General features: G+C 65.7%; 17 protein-coding genes. 10 read left to right on the plus strand and 7 right to left on the minus strand.

Going from position 1 to position 17,567, the window contains the following annotated elements; translation table 11 throughout:
- Positions 1-298 precede the first annotated feature (298 nt).
- From flgF to flgH, 4 genes are read left to right on the plus strand one after another with little or no spacing between them, the layout of a single operon-like run.
- Positions 299-1,060 carry a flagellar basal-body rod protein FlgF gene (gene flgF / locus FLL57_RS14940; RefSeq protein ID WP_013501225.1) on the plus strand — a complete coding sequence of 254 codons (762 nt, stop codon included), beginning with the start codon at positions 299-301 and terminating at the stop codon, positions 1,058-1,060.
- Positions 1,061-1,072: 12 nt separating this feature from the next.
- Positions 1,073-1,861, plus strand: a complete 789-nt coding sequence (gene flgG / locus FLL57_RS14945) for a flagellar basal-body rod protein FlgG (RefSeq protein WP_013501224.1) — start codon at positions 1,073-1,075, stop codon at positions 1,859-1,861.
- A gap of 12 nt (positions 1,862-1,873) precedes the next feature.
- Complete coding sequence (gene flgA / locus FLL57_RS14950) at positions 1,874-2,905, plus strand: flagellar basal body P-ring formation chaperone FlgA (RefSeq protein ID WP_047309228.1); 1,032 nt, start codon at positions 1,874-1,876, stop codon at positions 2,903-2,905.
- A 5-nt stretch (positions 2,906-2,910) separates the two neighbouring features.
- Positions 2,911-3,669: a flagellar basal body L-ring protein FlgH gene (flgH, locus tag FLL57_RS14955; RefSeq protein WP_013501222.1), complete on the plus strand. Its 759-nt coding sequence runs from the start codon at positions 2,911-2,913 to the stop codon at positions 3,667-3,669.
- A gap of 195 nt (positions 3,670-3,864) precedes the next feature.
- Here flgH and FLL57_RS14960 read toward each other — a convergent pair whose 3' ends face one another.
- Both FLL57_RS14960 and FLL57_RS14965 read right to left on the minus strand, forming a co-directional pair.
- A complete protein-coding gene (locus FLL57_RS14960; protein ID WP_142883286.1) occupies positions 3,865-7,017 on the minus strand; it encodes an efflux RND transporter permease subunit in 3,153 nt (1,050 codons plus the stop codon).
- Positions 7,018-7,029: 12 nt separating this feature from the next.
- Complete coding sequence (locus tag FLL57_RS14965; protein ID WP_142883287.1) at positions 7,030-8,223, minus strand: efflux RND transporter periplasmic adaptor subunit; 1,194 nt, start codon at positions 8,221-8,223, stop codon at positions 7,030-7,032.
- Between the two features lie 148 nt (positions 8,224-8,371).
- Between FLL57_RS14965 and FLL57_RS14970 the strand changes: the two genes are divergently transcribed.
- Both FLL57_RS14970 and FLL57_RS14975 read left to right on the plus strand, forming a co-directional pair.
- Positions 8,372-8,935, plus strand: a complete 564-nt coding sequence (locus FLL57_RS14970; protein WP_047309225.1) for a TetR/AcrR family transcriptional regulator — start codon at positions 8,372-8,374, stop codon at positions 8,933-8,935.
- 196 nt (positions 8,936-9,131) lie between these two features.
- The gene (locus tag FLL57_RS14975; protein ID WP_013501218.1) at positions 9,132-9,419 is read left to right on the plus strand and encodes a DUF3551 domain-containing protein; all 288 of its coding nucleotides are present in this window, start codon (positions 9,132-9,134) and stop codon (positions 9,417-9,419) included.
- Positions 9,420-9,531: 112 nt separating this feature from the next.
- On the opposite strand, the gene dksA is transcribed toward FLL57_RS14975, so the two are convergent.
- Both dksA and FLL57_RS14985 read right to left on the minus strand, forming a co-directional pair.
- The gene (dksA, locus tag FLL57_RS14980; protein WP_013501217.1) at positions 9,532-9,942 is read right to left on the minus strand and encodes an RNA polymerase-binding protein DksA; all 411 of its coding nucleotides are present in this window, start codon (positions 9,940-9,942) and stop codon (positions 9,532-9,534) included.
- A gap of 138 nt (positions 9,943-10,080) precedes the next feature.
- Entirely contained in the window at positions 10,081-10,491 is a 411-nt protein-coding gene (locus tag FLL57_RS14985) for a flagellar assembly protein FliX (protein WP_013501216.1), read from the minus strand.
- Positions 10,492-10,788: 297 nt separating this feature from the next.
- Between FLL57_RS14985 and FLL57_RS14990 the strand changes: the two genes are divergently transcribed.
- The 4 genes from FLL57_RS14990 (at position 10,789) to FLL57_RS15005 (ending at position 13,309) form a co-directional block, all read left to right on the plus strand.
- The gene (locus tag FLL57_RS14990) at positions 10,789-11,910 is read left to right on the plus strand and encodes a flagellar basal body P-ring protein FlgI (protein ID WP_013501215.1); all 1,122 of its coding nucleotides are present in this window, start codon (positions 10,789-10,791) and stop codon (positions 11,908-11,910) included.
- Positions 11,910-12,245: a flagellar assembly peptidoglycan hydrolase FlgJ gene (flgJ, locus tag FLL57_RS14995; protein ID WP_013501214.1), complete on the plus strand. Its 336-nt coding sequence runs from the start codon at positions 11,910-11,912 to the stop codon at positions 12,243-12,245. Before FLL57_RS14990 ends, flgJ begins: the two co-directional genes overlap by 1 nt.
- A 19-nt stretch (positions 12,246-12,264) precedes the next feature.
- The gene (locus FLL57_RS15000) at positions 12,265-12,756 is read left to right on the plus strand and encodes a hypothetical protein (RefSeq protein ID WP_013501213.1); all 492 of its coding nucleotides are present in this window, start codon (positions 12,265-12,267) and stop codon (positions 12,754-12,756) included.
- A gap of 181 nt (positions 12,757-12,937) precedes the next feature.
- Positions 12,938-13,309: a hypothetical protein gene (locus FLL57_RS15005; protein ID WP_013501212.1), complete on the plus strand. Its 372-nt coding sequence runs from the start codon at positions 12,938-12,940 to the stop codon at positions 13,307-13,309.
- A 106-nt stretch (positions 13,310-13,415) separates the two neighbouring features.
- Here FLL57_RS15005 and flaF read toward each other — a convergent pair whose 3' ends face one another.
- The 3 genes from flaF to FLL57_RS15020 form a co-directional block, all read right to left on the minus strand.
- Positions 13,416-13,784: a flagellar biosynthesis regulator FlaF gene (gene flaF / locus FLL57_RS15010; protein ID WP_013501211.1), complete on the minus strand. Its 369-nt coding sequence runs from the start codon at positions 13,782-13,784 to the stop codon at positions 13,416-13,418.
- Between the two features lie 3 nt (positions 13,785-13,787).
- Positions 13,788-14,168, minus strand: a complete 381-nt coding sequence (flbT, locus tag FLL57_RS15015; RefSeq protein ID WP_013501210.1) for a flagellar biosynthesis repressor FlbT — start codon at positions 14,166-14,168, stop codon at positions 13,788-13,790.
- 215 nt (positions 14,169-14,383) lie between these two features.
- Positions 14,384-17,047, minus strand: a complete 2,664-nt coding sequence (locus FLL57_RS15020; RefSeq protein WP_142883288.1) for a DUF1522 domain-containing protein — start codon at positions 17,045-17,047, stop codon at positions 14,384-14,386.
- Between the last annotated feature and the right edge of the window lie 520 nt (positions 17,048-17,567).

The following is a 17,567-nucleotide window of genomic DNA, read 5'->3' on the forward strand; positions in this document are numbered from 1 at the left end:
GCCGCCAGCGCCCAAGGCTCTGATCAGACGACGCTATGGCGCAATGGTTAACGGAACCTTTCCACGGCGGTCGCGGGTAGGAAGAATTTGCCGGCCGGTATGGTCAACAAGACCTTTATTGCCGCCCTGCCGCGCCCATAAAATCGGTCAAATAACTGAAATATCGTCATCTTTCGAATTGGCACGATCCTCGCTGGATCTCCGTCGAGCCCCGCGCTTGGGAGAGCACCTGGGGTTCGCACGATGCGCCGACGGTCTGGGAGGGCTTGGCGGCGGATCATTCAAGGGAGAACCACCGATGGAGAATGCACTTCTCGTCGGACTGTCACGGCAGGTCGTGCTCGAACGACAGATGGATGTCGTCGCGAACAACCTCGCCAACATCAGCACCAACGGCTTCAAGGCCGAGCGGTCGATGTTTCAGGAATTTCTGAACACCGGCGCGCACGAGGACAATTTCCCGCGGCCGGATCGGCGCGTCAGCTTCGTGCAGGACCGCGCCACCTATCACGATCTGTCGACCGGTTCCTTGCAGCAGACCAAGAACCCGCTCGACATCGCGATCGACGGACCGGGCTTTCTGGTGGTGCAGACGCCGCAGGGCGAGCGCTTCACCCGGGACGGGTCGCTGAAGATCAACGCCCAGGGCCAACTCGTGAACAGCTCCGGCTTTCCGGTGCTCGGCACCGGCGGTCCGATCGTGATCCAGCCGACCGACAAGGAGCTGTCGATCTCGCCGGACGGCCGCGTCAGCGTGCTGGAAGGCACCTCGATCATCGACTCGCTGCGCGGCAAGCTGCGGGTGGTGTCGTTCGACCGGCCGCAGACCCTGATGAAACAGGGCGGCAATCTGTTCGCGCCGACGTCGGATCAGGGCACGCCGGACATCAAGTCGATGCTGCGCCAGGGCTACGTCGAGAAGTCGAACGTCAACTCGGTGCTGGAAATGACCCGGATGATCGACGTCACCCGCACCTACACCCAGATCTCGGCGATGCTGCAGCAGCAGAGCGAGCTGCGCAAAGCCGCGATCGAGAAACTCGGCGAAGTGCCGGCCTAACGGAGACCGACGATGCGTGCACTCTACACCGCGGCGACCGGGATGGCGGCCCAGGAGCTCAACGTTCAGGTGATCTCCAACAACATCGCCAACATGCGGACCACCGGCTTCAAGAAGCAGACGGCGCAGTTCCAGGATCTGATCTACGATCACGTCCGCCGCGTCGGCGCGCAGGCTTCGGACCAGGGCACGATCCTGCCGGTCGGCGTCGACATCGGCGGCGGCGTCAAGACCGTCGGCACGCCGCGGCTGATGACCCAGGGCACGCTGTCGCCGACCGGCAACGACCTCGACATGGCGGTGCGCGGCGAAGGCTTCTTCAAGATCCAGATGCCGGACGGCACCTTCGCCTACACCCGCGACGGCTCGTTCACCACCGACAACACCGGCCGCATCGTCACCGCCGGCGGCAACCCGGTGCAGCCCACCATCACCATCCCGAACGGCGCGACCAGCATCACCGTCGCCACCAACGGCCAAGTCTCGGTGACGATCTCCGGCTCGACCACCCCGACCGTGCTCGGCCAGATCGGCCTGACGCGCTTCATCAACAAGGCCGGCCTGCAGCCGCAGGGCGACAACCTGTTCGTCGAAACGCCGGCGTCGGGCACCCCGCAGGACGGCATCGCCACCGCCGACGGCCTCGGCGACATCATGCAGAAGACGCTGGAGCAGGCCAACGTCGAAGTGGTGACGGAAATCTCCGACCTGATCTCGGCGCAGCGCGCCTACGAGATGAACGCCAAGGTCGTCAGCGCCGCCGACCAGATGCTGCAATCCACTGCCAACATGTTCCGCTGAGGGAGGCGACTGATGATCCGCACGCTCCTTCTCGCCACGACACTGATCGCCGCGGCTGCAGGCGGTGCCGCCGGCCAGGCCGCCGCGCCGTCCGCCCAGCCCGACGACGGCGCGCGCCCCAGCGACGTGCTGAAGTCGCCAGTGCTGCGCCCGCATGTCGAAGTCACCGGCGAACTGGTGCGGATCGGCGACGTGATCGAGAACGCAGGCACCGCGGCCAACATCGCGATCTATCGCTCGCCGGACCTCGGCACCACCGGTGCGCTGCCGACCGCGACGGTGCTGGCCGCGCTGCGCGCCCACCAGGTGATCGGCGTCGACACCCGCGACATCTCCGAAGTCACGGTGACCCGGCTCGCCCGCACACTGCCGGCCAAGGAGATCGAGCAGCAACTGATTCAGACGCTGCAGCAGCGCCACGGTCTCGGCGAGGCCGAGGACCTGACGGTGAATTTCGATCGCGACATCGAAACCAAGACGCTGCCGGCGAGCTATTCCGGCAAGCTGCAACTCGTCAGCGAGCGTTTCGACCTGCGCAGCGGTCGGTTCGACGTCAGCTACGAGATCGCCGGCGGGAGCGGCGCGGCGCCGGAACGGCTGCGGCTCACCGGCACCGCGATCGAAACCGTCGTCGCCACGGTGCTGACCCGCCCGGTGCAGCGCAACGAAGTGATCAAGACGTCCGACATTGCGACCGAACGCCGGCCGAAGAGCGAGGTCGCCTCCGATGCCGCCTCGCGCGATGGCGCGATCGGCATGCAGGCGCGGCAGCCGCTGCGCAGCGGCCAGATCCTGCGCAACGCCGATCTCGCAAAGCCGGATCTGGTGACGCGCGATCAAAGCGTCACGCTGATCTATCGCACCGCGGGCATCTATCTCACGGCGCGCGGCAAGGCGCTCGAAACCGGCGCCGAGGGCGACGTCGTCAACGTCCTCAACCTGCAATCCAAGCGCACCATCGCCGGCACGGTGATCGGACGCGGCCAAGTCTCGATCACCGCCGTCTCCCCGCGCATCATCGCCAGCGCAGCGAAACCCGAGTAACGTTCATGTCCAAGTCAGTGCCGTTTCAACGCATCGTTCTGATCGCCGCCCTGATGGCGACCGGCGGACTCGCCGGGGGGTGCTCCTCGATCGATCGTCTCGCCGCGATCGGCGAACGGCCGGCGCTCACTCCGATCGAGAACCCGACCACACAGCCCGGCTACAAGCCGGTGCAGATGCCGATGCCCAAACCCGAGGTGGCGTCCTACAACGCCAATTCGCTGTGGCGGAACGGCAGCCGCGCGTTCTTCAAGGACCAGCGCGCCGCCAAGGTCGGCGACATTCTCACCGTGACGGTGAACTTCACCGACAAGGCCAACATCGCCAACCAGACCCAGCGCAGCCGATCCAGCAAGGAAGACTCAGGCGTCACCGATTTCATCGGCAGCAAGACGATCACCAATACCGCCACCGCGGTATTGCCCGGCCGCATACTGACGACGGACTCGACCTCCTCGACCGACGGCAAGGGCTCGGTGCAGCGTCAGGAAGCGTTGCAGACCACGGTCGCCGCGGTGGTGACGCAGGTGCTGCCGAACGGCAATCTGGTGGTCGAGGGCAAGCAGGAAATCCGGGTCAATTTCGAGATCCGCGAACTGATCGTCGCCGGCATCGTGCGGCCCGAGGACATCCAGAGCGACAACATCATCGACAGCAGCAAGATCGCGCAGGCCCGCATCGCCTATGGCGGTCGCGGCCAGATCACCGACGTGCAACAGCCGCGCTACGGCCAGCAGGTGATGGACGTGCTGCTGCCGTTCTGATCGTCGAACCCCGACAACGAGCTCCCACACCCGACCACGAACCTAGGCGCGGTCAGGTGTTCCAACGCGGCCTCCTCCGGCTCTCCCTCCGGACGGAGGCCGCGGTCGTTTTGAAGCAGTGTGGGCGTCGCTGAACGTGAACTGGTCGCTGAGTGACTTCCGCCATGGCCGGGCCTGACGAGCAGCCGACAGCACCTATGACCGCACGACCGTCGTCGACGGCAGCTCGCCCTCGCCTGCCGCGCCCTTGCTGCCTCCCGCCTTCCGCCGTTCCACCTTCTGCAGCACGAAGACGTAGAACACCGGCACGAACAGCACAGCCAGCACGGTGGCGGACAGCATGCCGCCGAACACACCGGTGCCGATCGCGTTCTGGCTGCCGGCGCTGACACCGCTGGCGAACGCCAGGGGCGTGACGCCGAGAATGAACGCGAGCGAGGTCATGATGATCGGACGGAAGCGGATGCCGGCCGCCTCGATCGCCGCCTCGCGCAGCGGCTTGCCATCGGCATGGAGATCCTTGGCGAATTCGACGATCAGGATCGCGTTCTTGGCGGACAGACCGATGATCGCGATCAGGCCGACCTTGAAGTAGATGTCGTTCGGCATGTCGCGCAGCATCACCGCGAGCAGCGCGCCGATGATGCCGAGCGGCACCACCAGCATCACCGACAGCGGGATCGACCAGCTCTCGTACAGCGCCGCCAGCAGCAGGAACACGAACAGCACGCTGAGGCCGAGCAGGAACGGCGCCTGATTGCCGGACTGGATCTCCTGCAGCGACTGCCCGGCCCATTCGAAGCCGAAGCCGCGCGGCAATTGTTTCGCCAGCCGTTCCATCTCGGCGATCGCTTCGCCCGATGAATGCCCGGGCGCGGCGTCGCCGGCGAAGCGCACCGACGGATAGCCGTTGAAACCGATCACCTGAATCGGTCCCTTCGACCATTCGGTCCGCGCGAACGCCGACAGCGGCACCATGCCGCCTGCGGCATTGCGGACATTCAGCTTGAGCAGATCGTCCGCGTGCATCCGGCGATCGTCCTGCGCCTGGATGGTGACGCGCTGCATCCGGCCGGCGTTGGGGAAGTCGTTGACGTAGGCCGAGCCGAGGCTGCCGGTGATGGTGGCGTTGATATCGGCGAACGACACGCCGAGCGCGTTCGCCTTCTCACGGTCGATTACCAGATGGAGCTGGGCGGAATTGGCCAGGCCCTCGACCCGGACACCGGCCAGTACCGGGCTGGCGGCGCCGGCCGCGGTCAGACGCGTCGCGGCATCATCCAGCGCCGCATTGCCGCGGCTGCCGCGATCCTGCAGCCGGAAGGTGAAGCCGGTGAAGTTGCCGAGACCGTCGATCGGTGGCGGCTCGAATGCCATGACGGCGGCATCGCCGATCTTCGCCAGTTCGACATTGGCGCGCTGGGCGATCATCGCGGCGCTATCATGGCCGCGTTCGCTCCAGTCTTTCAGCGTCACGAAGGCCACCGCGGCACTCTGCGAATTGCCGGAGAAGCTGAAGCCTGCGACGGTGAACACTTGCGACACGCTGGGGTCGGCGAGGAAGACGCGTTCGGCCTGTTCGATCGACGTCATCGCGCGGGTCTGGGTCGCTTCGGTCGGCGCCTGCATGTCGACGATCAGATAGCCCTGATCCTCGGTCGGCAGGAACGCCGCGGGCAGCCGCAAGTAAGCCCAGCCGAGGCCGGCCAGCAGCGCCAGATACACCACCATCAGCCGTCCGGTCCGCCCCGTGGCCCAGCGGACGCCGTTACGGTAGCGGCCGGCGATGCGCGCGAAGCTGCGGTTGAACCAGCCGAAGAAACCGGCCTTCTCGTGGTGATCGTCCGGCACCGGCTTCAGGAAGGTGGCGCACAACGCCGGCGTCAGGGTCAGCGCCAGGAAGCTCGAGAACAGGATCGACACCACCATCGTCAGGCTGAACTGCCGATAGATGATACCGACCGCGCCGGGGAAGAACGCCATCGGCAGGAACACCGCGGTCAGCACCAGCGTGATGCCGACGATCGCGCCCTTGATCTGCCTCATCGCCTTGATGGTCGCCTGCCGCGGCGACAGCCCTTCGGTCGCCATCAGGCGCTCGACGTTCTCGACCACCACGATGGCGTCGTCGACCAGGATGCCGATCGCCAGCACCATCGCGAACATCGTCAGCACGTTGATCGAGAAGCCGGTGGCGAACATCACCGCGCAGGTGCCGAGCAGCGCGATCGGCACCACCAGGGTCGGTATCAGGGTGTAGCGGATGTTCTGCAGGAACAGGAACATCACCACGAACACCAACGCGACCGCTTCGGCGAGCGTGTACAGCACCTTCTCGATCGACGCCTTGATGAACGGCGTGGTGTCGTAAGGAATCTCGTAGGTCATCCCTTTCGGGAAATACTGCGCGAGTTCCTTCATTTTGGCGGTGACGGCCCTGGAGGTGGCGAGCGCATTGGCGGTCGCCGACAACTGGACGCCGATCGAAGCCGCGGGCTGACCGTTCAGCCGGCTCTCCGAATTGTAGTCCTCGCCGCCGACCTCGACCCGGGCGACGTCGCGCAGCCGCACCGACGAGCCGTCGCGATTGGCACGCAGCACGATGCCGCCGAATTCCTCCGGCGTGCCGAGCTGGCCCTTGACCAGCACCGGCGCGGTGACCTCCTGCGACACCGGATTGGGCATCGCGCCGACCCGCCCGGCCGCGACCTGCGCGTTCTGCGCCGCGATCGCCGCCGAGACGTCGCTGACGGTCAATCCGACGCCGAACAGCTTGTCCGGATCGATCCAGACCCGCATCGACCGCTGGGTGCCGAACAACTGCGCCTTGCCGACGCCCTCGACCCGCCGGATCTCGCTGATGATATTGCGCGTGATGTAGTCGCCGACCGCGATGCTATCGAGCGAACCGTCGGTGGTCTGCACCGAGATGAACATCAGGAAGGTGCTGGAGGCTTCGTCGACCAGGATGCCGCGCTGCGTCACCGCGCTCGGCAGCCGCGACTCGACACGCCGGATGCGGTTCTGCACGTCCACCGTGGCCTGCGCCAGCGAGGTGCCTGGCTGGAACGAGACCTCGATCGAGATCTGGCCGGTCGCGTCGGTGGTCGACTCGAAGTACATCAGGCCGGGAATGCCGGCGAGCTGATCCTCGATCAGCCGGACGACGCCCTGATAGATCTCCTCCGACGAAGCGCCCGGATAGTTGGCAGTGACGGAGATCTTCGCAGGCGCGATGTTCGGATATTGCGCGACCGGCAGAAACGGAATCGCCAGCGCGCCGGCGATCATGATGAAGATGGCGACGACCCAGGCGAACACCGGCCGCGAGATGAAGAAATCAGGCATGATCGCCGGGCCTCACTTCGCGCGCGAGGCGCTGGCCGTGCCGGCCGCCGCGATCCCGGACCACGGCTTAGGATCGACCGAGGCCCCCGGCGACAGCGCCTGGAAGCCTTGTACGATCACCGCATCGCCGGCCTTCAACCCGCTGGCGATGATCCAGCGGCCATCGACCAGGCGCGTCGGTGTCACCGGCCGCAACTCCGCCCTGCGATCGGCGGTGACCACGTAGAGCTGCGCCTGCCCGCCGGGATCGCGGCGCAACGCACGGTCCGGCACGGCCAGCACACCGGCCTCCTCGCCCTGCACCAGTTGCACCCGGACGTACATGCCGGGCAGCAGATCGCCGTCCGGGTTGGGAAACTCGCCGCGCAGCGTCACCTGCCCGGTGGTCGCGTCGACCGAGGCTTCGGAGAACAGCAACCGGCCGCGATGCGGGTAGTTGGTACCATTGTCGAACCGCAAGCGCACCTCGGCTTCGATTGCGTCGCCGGGTTTTGCGGTGCGCTGCGCGGCATGCTTGAGCGCCAGCATCTCGTTGGCCGACTGAGTGAAGTCGGCATAGACCGGATCGAGCTGCTGGATCGTCGCCAGACTCTCGCTGCCGCCGACGGTGAACAGCGCACCTTCGGTGATCAGCGCGCGGCCGATGCGGCCGGTGATCGGCGCGCGCACCTCGGTGTATTGCAGATCGAGCTCGGCCGCCTGCAGTCCGGCACGCGCCGAAGCCTCGTCGGCCTCCGCCTGCGCCAGTTCGGCGACCGCCTTGTCGTAGAGCTGGCCGGTGGTCGCATCACGGTCCTTGAGCTTGGTCTGGCGCTCGGCCTGCTGCGCGGCGAGGGCGCGCGTCGCCTCGGCGCGCTGCAGCGCCGCCTTGGCACTGGCGACGCGAACCTGAAACGGCGCCGGGTCGAGCCGGTACAGCACGTCGCCCTGCTGGACGATGGTGCCCTGCTTGAACACCCGCTCGATGATGATGCCGGAGACCCGCGGACGCACCTCGGCGATCCGGGTCGGCGCGATCCGCCCCGGCAGATCGCTGACGATGCGCAGCGTTTCCGGCGCGACCGTCACCACGCTCACCACGACCGGCGGCGCTTGCTTCTCCGCTGCGCCGGCCTGCTTGTCTTCGCCGCAGCCGGCCAGGCCCACCATCATGCCAAACGCGCAAGCGGCCCGGAGAGCGGCAATCGTCTTCGTCGTCACGGTCATCACCTTTGCTCGGCGCGGCCGCAGGGCTCCCCAGCCTCGCCGCAACCGCTCAAAAGATACCGGCCGGTTGGTATATTATCTGATTGACAATGACAACCGCCCTCCGTCTAGATTCACCGCAACGTCACAGGGAGAGCCTCTCGCCGCGATGAGCAGCGCCTATGAGCGAAAGAAACAACCGGAAGTCGTCCGGCGCGCCCTGATCGATTGCGCAGCCGCCCTGGCGCTGGAGCGGGGGCTGCAGGCGGTGACGGTGCAGGCCGTCGCCGCCGCGGCCGGCGTCACCAAAGGCGGCCTGTTTCATCACTTCCCGACCAAGGACAAACTGATCGAGGCGGTGTTCGACGCCCAGCTCGACGTGTTCGGCGCCGCCGTCGACGAGGCGCTGCAGGCCGACGATTCCAGCTACGGCTGCTTCACCCGCGCCTATGTCCGAGCCACCTTCAACCTCAGCGACCAGGACCACAGCCAGTGCGGCGGCGCGCTGGCGGTGTCGATGATGACCGATCCGGTGCTGCGGCCGCGCTGGTCGGCCAGGATGCGGGCATGGCTGGCGACGCACAAGAAGACCGACTCCGCGCCGGCGCTGGAGATCGTCCGGCTCGCCGCCGACGGTGCCTGGCTCGCCGACCTCACCCACCTCGCCCCCGATCTCCGGATGGACCGCAAGAAACTGCTGGCGCGGCTGCTGGCGATGACGCGGAAAGACTGAGGCGCGAAAAGCCCGGGCCCGTTGCGGACACGCCGGATCACGGCCGATCACAACTCCTCGGTCCGGACATCGGCGGACATGATCCGGCGCATCGACGGCATCCCGGGATCGTAGTTGTATCGCGTCCGGAGGACGCTACGTTCCCCAGCGCTCGATGATTCCTCGTCGAACCATCGGGCCCAATGGAGAGATTCAGATGACCAAGACCGGCGCCGCGTTGTTGGCGGCAGCGACCATCCTCACCCTGGCGGCGGCTCCGGCCTCGGCCCGCGATTTCCCTTATTGCCTGCAAGGCGGCGAATGGGGTTACCCCGGCAACTGCCAGTTCGACTCCTACCAGCAGTGCATGGTGACGGCCTCCGGCACCCGGGCCTATTGTGACATCAATCCTGTGGTCGCGTTCGGCGCACGCCAGCAGGCCGCCGAGCCGCAGGACGTTCCGCCGCCGCAGCAACAGCCTCGTCAGCGTCAGCGCCGATACTGAGCCTGCGCGTTCGTTCGCTCCCGGAGCGGTACAGCGAAGGCCATGCTCGAAAAAACAACGGCGCCGCTTCCAACCGGGAGCGACGCCGTAAAACTTCAATCAGGCGACCGACCTATTCGTCGCGATACACCTTTTCGCGCTTCTCATGGCGCTCCTGGGCTTCGACCGAGAGCGTCGCAATCGGGCGCGCCTCGAGCCGCTTCAGCGAGATCGGTTCGCCCGTCTCTTCGCAATAGCCGTAGGTGTTGTCTTCGATACGTTGCAGCGCTGCGTCGATCTTGGCGATCAACTTGCGTTGACGGTCGCGAGCGCGCAGTTCAATCGCGCGGTCGGTTTCGGAAGAGGCGCGATCGGCCAAGTCGGGATGATTGACGTTCTCTTCCTGTAGTGCCTGGAGCGTGAGTTTGGCTTCACGCAGGATCTCGTCCTTCCAAGCCAACAATTTGGCGCGAAAATACTCGCGCTGCCGCTCGTTCATGAACGGCTCTTTCTCGGATGGTCGATAGTCTTTCAACTTTTCCAAGGGCAATCCATGATTCACATCAGACGGTAAGCACCCCGCCTGCGCGGCAGCTTATATAGCGCCGGGTTGTGACAGACAATATCGTCCGCACCGATCGCACCGGAACGCCGGAATAGCTGGGGAACAGGATTGGCCGGCTCAGGCCTGGCCGGCCTTGGCGAGTTCGACCTCGACCCGCAGCTCGATCTCTGCGAGCACCGCATCGAGGCCGGGGTCGCCGGAGGAGTTCTTCAGTTCGGCCGCGGCAGCGCGTAACCGGGCCACCGTGGCGCCGTCCAGCGAGCCGGACAACAGCCCGATCTTCAGATCGTCGAGCGCATCCAGGGCTGTGCGGCCGCGCTGCACCGAACGCTTGCGCCGCTCGGTGGCATCCTCCACCCCCTGCATCGCCAGCAGCGCATCGAGACCGGCCGGCGGGCGCGGCGCGCTGATCGGCTTGGCTTCGGAGGGTGTCGGGGCGGTGGGCAGTGAAAACGTGCTCGATCCGGAGCGCCGGACAGTGCCGGAGCCGGTCGAGGTGGTGGTGCCGTTCGGACCGTAAATGCGCATCGTGTCTCTCGCCGTGTCCAGGCTCGCCGCGGAACAGCTTACACCCAGGGCGGCAACAGGGCTGAGGCCCCCGACCCGCAGCAAACCGGTTTATGGTTAACGATGGGTAAACAGCTCGGCAAGATTTGCCGGCGACGGCAGTTTCGCCGCGTCTGGAACCCGTCCGGAACCTTGGACGATGGATTTTCGCCTCGCAAATTCAACAGGTTGCTTCAATTTTCCGGGTGGCACAGGACTGGCAAGGAAAGACCGACCACATCGCCCGCGACAGCAGCGATGGATCGACAGGAGCCGACGATGCCGCGCGTACCCACCCACCTGCTGAAACTGGCCGCGGCCGCCCTGTGTGCGCTGCTGCTGTCCGGCGTGGCGGCGGGCGCGACCTCGCGGATCAAGGATCTCGCCAATATCGAAGGTATCCGCCAGAACCAGTTGATCGGTTACGGTCTGGTGGTCGGCCTCAACGGTACCGGCGACACCCTCAACAACATCCCGTTCACCAAGCAGTCGCTGCAGGCGATGCTGGAGCGGATGGGCGTCAACATCCGCGGCGCCACCATCCGGACCGGCAACGTCGCGGCCGTGATGGTCACCGGCAATCTGCCGGCGTTCGCCACCCAGGGTACCCGGATGGACGTTACCGTGTCCGCTCTCGGCGACGCCAAGAACCTTCAAGGCGGTACCCTGCTGGTCACCCCGCTGCTCGGCGCCGACGGCAACGTCTATGCGGTCGCGCAGGGCTCGCTGGCGATCGGCGGTTTCCAGGCCGAGGGCGAAGCCGCCAAGATCACCCGCGGCGTGCCGACGGTCGGCCGGATCGCCAACGGCGCGATCATCGAGCGGGAAATCGAATTCGCCCTGAACCGGCTGCCGAACGTGCGGCTGGCGCTGCGCAACTCCGATTTCACCACCGCCAAGCGGATCGCCGCCGCGGTCAACGACTATCTCGGCATCAAATGCGCCGAACCGCTCGATCCTTCGACCGTCCAGCTCTCGATCCCGGCCGAATTCAAGGGCAACGCGGTGGCGCTGCTGACCGAAATCGAGCAATTGCAGGTCGAGCCGGATCAGGTTGCCAAGATCATCATCGACGAGCGCAGCGGCATCATCGTCATGGGACGCGACGTTCGGGTCGCCACCGTGGCGGTGGCCCAGGGCAATCTGACGGTGTCGATCTCCGAAAGCCCGCAGGTCAGCCAGCCCAATCCGCTCGGAGGCGGCCGCACCGTCGTGACGCCGAATTCGCGCATCGGCGTCACCGAGGACGGCAAGAAGCTCGCCGTGGTCAAGGACGGCGTCTCGCTACAGCAGCTCGTCGACGGCCTCAACAGCCTGGGAATCGGTCCGCGCGACCTGATCGGCATCCTGCAGGCGATCAAGGCCGCCGGTGCGATCGAAGCCGACATCGAGGTGATGTGATGCCGCTCTCCAACGCCTACGGCCCGACCCTTCCGACCTACAACGGACGGCCCGACTTCACCCTCGCCGAGGCGCTGTCGAAGCTGCCGGCTCAGGTCAAGAAGAAGGCCGAAGCGACCGCCAAAGACTTCGAAGCGATGTTCCTCAACACCATGTTTTCGCAGATGACCACCGGACTGAAGGGAGACGGACCGTTCGGCGACACGGTCGGAACCGGCGTCTGGCGCTCGATGCTGACCGAACAGCATTCGCAGGCGATCGCCAAGGCCGGCGGCGTCGGCATCGCCAGCGACGTGTACCGCTCCCTGATCCTGCAACAGGCAGCCCGCTCCTGAGACCGCAAAGGACGACGCCATGACCGCGACGCAAAGCCAGCAAGTTCAGCCCGCTGCCGTACAGCCCGTCACCACGCCGGCGGCGGCCCGCACCCTCGCCGCGGGCCTGATCGAGGTGATGGAATCGCTTCTGAAGGTGATCGAGCGCGAAACCGAGCTTGTGCGCGCCGGTCAGATCGCCGACGCGATGCGGCTCGAGGGCGACAAGACCGAAGGCACCCGGCGTTACATCGCTGCGATCACGCTGGTGCGCGCCAGCCAGCCCTACATGGCCAAAGCGACGCCGGATCTGCTCGCCACGCTGCATCGGCACCACGAAGTGTTCAGGGCGATGTTGCAGGTCAACCTCACCGTCCTCGCAACCGCTCATGCCGTCTCGGAAGGCATCGTCCGCGGCGTCAACGCCGAGGTGCAGAAGCGCAACTCGCCGCAGACCTACACCGCCTACGGCCGTCACACCGGCCCGAGCCCGCGCCAGCTCACGCCGATCGCGGTCAGCCGGTCGCTGTAGGACGCCTCCCTCCGATCGATCGCTGCGAAGCGGGCGCGCAGTGGCGCCGAGTCGTGCACGCCTCCGGTAAGCACCGCTTTCGATTCAAATCATCGGAGTCTTTGCAGGAGGAATTTCAGAACTGTTTGCCACGATGCTGGCGGAGGTGTGGGATTGACCTGATGGAGGCCAGGAGGCTGACATGAGTATCGATTTCGCCACAAAGCCGGTGGGGGCGCCGGTCATGACGCCGATCCTCAGGCCGGAGCCTGATGCGGCGCGAGCTGCCGTACCGACCGATCTGCCGGCGCCTCGGAGCGTCACCGCAGCGGAGGCCGGATCGGCTATGCCCCCGGCGAAGCCCGGGAGCGATCCAGCGCCGTCGGTCTCCCGTCAGGTGATCTTCGATCGGGCCGCGGCGCAGATGGTGTACGTCGCCGTCGATCAGGACACTCAGGCGGTGATCAGCCAGTATCCTGAATCCTGGCAGCTCAAGGCACGCGCTTATTTCCGCGAACTCGAGCATTCGAAGCCCGAGCGTACCGGCTCGCTCACGACCGACCGCGTCGTCTGACGCCTGCTCGGATCGTTCGTCGCGAACTCCCCGGCCTGCCGGTTGCAGGCGCGGGCGCTTCGTGCTGACCGAACCGATCGCACCGGACACGGCACCGCGCGTCTGCTCATGCGCGACCGCTGAGGCCCGCGGCGATGTTGCGGTTGATGTCGATCAGCGCCTGCAGGCGCTCGACTTCCGGCTTGATCTGCAACGCGCTGGACTGGCTGAGCACGAACACGCCGATGTTGGCGATGTTCTGCCGGATCTCGATCGATTGCGGATTGTCGTCGCGCATCGCTTCGGAGACGAAGATCGACCACAGCTTGCGATTGAACATCAGCGCTTCCTGAAGTCCGATCGCGCCCTTCTCGTCCCAGTTGGTGACGACGTCCTGGAGCTGCTTGGCCGCCTTCAGCAACGCCTGCGCTTCGATCTCGCGGGGAGATGCGGTTCTTTGCGCGGTTCTGGCGTAAGCTTGCGCGGCACTCGACATCGTCTACCTCGACAACAATTCTTCTTCACGCTTGATGAGGGGGCGCAGCTCTCTGAGTGCCTTATAGAGATTGCCGCTTAAGATATGATTACTGGTTGCTTCGATCGTTTCGCGAAAGCTCGGAACCGCCTCGAGCAGGTCTTTGATGAAACCTAGATACAAATCCTGATACGCCGGTATGTCGTTTTGCAGATACATCATCTGCACGCAGAGATAGATGCGTTTGACCGGCGTGTTGGCGGTCTCCGCGGTCAGGATGTCCTTCTCGCGCAGGATCGGCGCGTCGCCGTCGATGAGAAATGTCGTGCGGGTGTCGGAGTTGGTGATCACGCTCTGGCCGATCACAATCCGCTCGAACGGCTTCAATTCGACTCGCAGAGGCATCGTCTCTCCCTTCGCATACGGTCACCGGGCCAAAACCGACTCGTGCTCGAGCCGTTTTTTCTTATGCGCAGGGTTTCCGAATCGATCCAGCACAAACGCAGCGTCGTTTCCGGGGAAAAATGCAACGGCCATTTGCGCGGCGCCGAATCGCGCCGACGTCCGGACCGCGGATGGCCCGCCCTCGCCGCCCCGGCGCGAGGCCGGGGGCGCCGCGATCACCGCAGCAATTGCAGGACGCTCTGCTGCGACTGGTTGGCCAGCGACAGCGCCGACACGGCGATCGACTGCCGGGTCGACAGCGCCTGGCTGTTGGCTGCTTCTTCGTTGGTGTCGGCCAGCGTCAGGTTGGACGAGCCGGTCTGCAGCACGTTGATCAGGTTCTTGGCGAATTCCTGACGGATCTGCACGATCGAGAGGTTGGAGCCGTAGGACGACGCCTGCGAGCGCAGCGTGGTCGACGCGGTGTTGAGCGCGGCGAGCGTCTTGTTGGTCGCGGCGTTGTCGATGAAGTCGACGCCGGCGACCAGCGTCGGCAGGCCCAGCGCCGCCGGCGACAGTGCGGTGCCGACGATGGTCAGCGTCGACTTGCCGGTCTCGTTGAACACCAGCTTCAGCGTGTCGCCGTTCAGAAGGTTGACGCCGTTGAACGACGCGTCCTGCGACGTGGTGGTGATCTGCGCAATGACGTTGTTGTACTGCTCGACCAGCTTGGCGCGCGCGGTCTGCGAATTCAGATCGGCGACCGGCGGATTCGGCGTGGTGAAGGTCAGCGTCGAGGTGATCGAGCCGCCGAGCACGCCGCCGTCCTCCGCCGAGCCGAGCGTCGACGAGGCGTAGTCGTTGTTCGACGAAATTGTCAGCACGCCGTTGGCGTCGATCTGCGCGATCAGATTGTTCGGCGCCAGCTTGGCGTTGAGCTGGGCGAGCGTCTTCACCGTGCCGCCGGTGCCGTCGCCGAAGGTGACGCTGACCGGGGTGCCGCCCTTGAAGGCGGTGAAGGTCATGGTCTTGCCGGAGACGCCGCCGGCGCCGGAGGCGCGCGACGCCTGGAACACGGTCGAGGTGCCGGTGTTGCCGGCGAGGCCGAGCGCCAGCATCGCGTTGCCGGTGCCGCTGATGGTGAGGTCCGAGGCGCTGCCGGTCGAGATCTTCAGCGAGCCGCTCGACAGCGACGAGTTCGCGGCGCCGGTCTGCGTCGTCAGCGTCGCGCCGGTCTGCGACAGCGTCGCGGTCTGCACGCCGGTGGCGAGGTCGATCGCCTTCAGCACGTCGGCGATGGTGCCGCCCTGCAGGTAGACGGTCGAATTGCCGAGGCCGTCGGTTTCGACATTGCCGGTCACGCCGGTGTGGGTCGCCGAGGGCAGCGGCACCGGTGCGTTCTTGAAGGTGATGGTCTGGCCGTTGACGGTCAGGATCGACCCGTCTTCGATCAGCGTGCCGATGGTGCCCGCCCCCGTGATGCGGGGAACGTCGATCGTGGTCGGGCCGGATCCGGTCGAGGTGGTGAGGTTCAGCGATTTCAGGAAGTCGGCCGGGCCGGTGACGTGGAGGTCCGCGCCGGTCGAGGAGTTCAGTGTCACCACGCCGCCGGCGCTGATCGAGGACGGCGTACCGTTGGCGGCGAAGGTCGCGACACCGCCGGCAATCGTCGCCGACTTGACCCCGCTGGCGAGATCGATCGCCGTCAGCACGTCGCCGACCGTGGCGTTGGTGAAAGTGTTGCTGGTGCCGAGATAGATCGTCGAGTTGCCCTGGGAGTCGGCGACGATGTTGCCGAGCACGCCGGAACCGACCAGCAGGCCCGACGGCGACGGCGGGTCGGAAGCCTTGAAGGTGATGGTCTTGCCGTTCACCGTCAGCGTGGTGCCGTCGGCGATCGCCGCGCCGAGACCGCCGACGGAATTGAACAGCTTGGTGCTGGCGTTGATCGCGGTGGCAGCGGCGCTGCCGAGCGGCACCGTCACCGAGGAGCCAAGACCGAGCTTGGCCAGCACGGTGCCGCCGGTGGTGTCGGAGATCTGCAGTTCGCGATTGGTGCCGGTGTGAAGCTCGAGCCGGCCGGCGGCGTTGACCACCGACGCGTTGGAGGTGTTGCCGTTGATGGTGTCGATGGTCGCCAGCAGCGCGTTGATCGGCTGGTTGACGCCGAGCGTATAGTTTCCGTTGCTGTCGATCGTCGGCGTGCCGGTCGCGGTAAAGGTGATGGTCTTGCCGTCGACCACCAGCACGTCGCCGGCCTGCGGGCCTGTCGGCGTCGTGGTCGAGCCGTTGGTCAGCGACGAGATCAGGTCGGTGCCGGTCGCGGTCGCAGTCGCAGTGCCGGTGTACAGCACGGCGCCGGTCGCGGTGGCGTCGGTGGCGACGTTCTTGGTCACGGCAGCAAGCGACGACACGCTGCCGATGCCGCCGCCGAGCGTATCGGTCGCCGACACCCCGTTGGTACCGCCGACGGTGCCGTCGTAAATCACGTTACTGGTCGCGATCGCGCTGGCGAAGGTCTGGGTGCCGCGCAGATCGTTCGGCGTAGCGCCGGCAATCGTGGTCGAAACGTTGGATTTGGTGCTGTAACCGACGTTCGATTGCAGCGCCTGATTGGCGATCGACTTGGCGGTGTCGATCAGCTTGTTCAGCGAGGTGATGCCGGTGTTGGCCGCCTGCAGGATCTGGACGCCGTTGCCGATGCCGTCGAGCAGATTGTTGATGTCGCTGGCGCGGCTGTCGAGCCCTGCTGCGGTGAAGAAGTTTGTCGGATTGTCGAGCGCGGTATTGACCTTCTTGCCGGAGGCAAGCCGGTTCTGCGTCGTCGCCAACAGATCGGCCGTCGACTGCAGCGATAGCAGATTCTGGCGAACCGCTGCTGAGAGAACCACATCAGCCATGATGCAAACCTTCCTGATCCGCGCTGGACGTCGACCTTCAGTCGCACGTCGCTGCTCGCGTCGAACGGATCGTTGCCGCTGCGACGCTCGCCGGTTGTGTTTAGACGCCTGTTCTGGAGAGGGACCTCGGCTGCACGACACACGTGCGCACCGGATCAACGCGGCCGATTCTCGGCCTACCTTCTTCCTGAGCACCGGGGACTATGGCCGGGGCCATTTAAAATATGGTTAACAGCATCTTAAGGAGAAAAACTCCAATTGAATCAATACTCGACACCAGCTCAGATGCGCTGCTGGTGGGTCGTTCGGGAAATTCCGCGGGCTGATTCGCGCCTGCCCCGCCCCCGAATCCGTGCGGTATCGTCGCCACGCAGCATGAGGCACGGCTTTTGCCGGGGTGAGGCGCGATGGTTAATGAATTATTCACGCGACCGGCAGAGGATGCCTCGCCTGCGGGTCTCTCTGAGGTGCGTCTCAGGACCGGAAGAGGTACGCTCACTCCGTCAGATTCGGATCATCA

This window comes from Rhodopseudomonas palustris (assembly GCF_007005445.1).
GTDB lineage: Bacteria > Pseudomonadota > Alphaproteobacteria > Rhizobiales > Xanthobacteraceae > Rhodopseudomonas > Rhodopseudomonas palustris_G.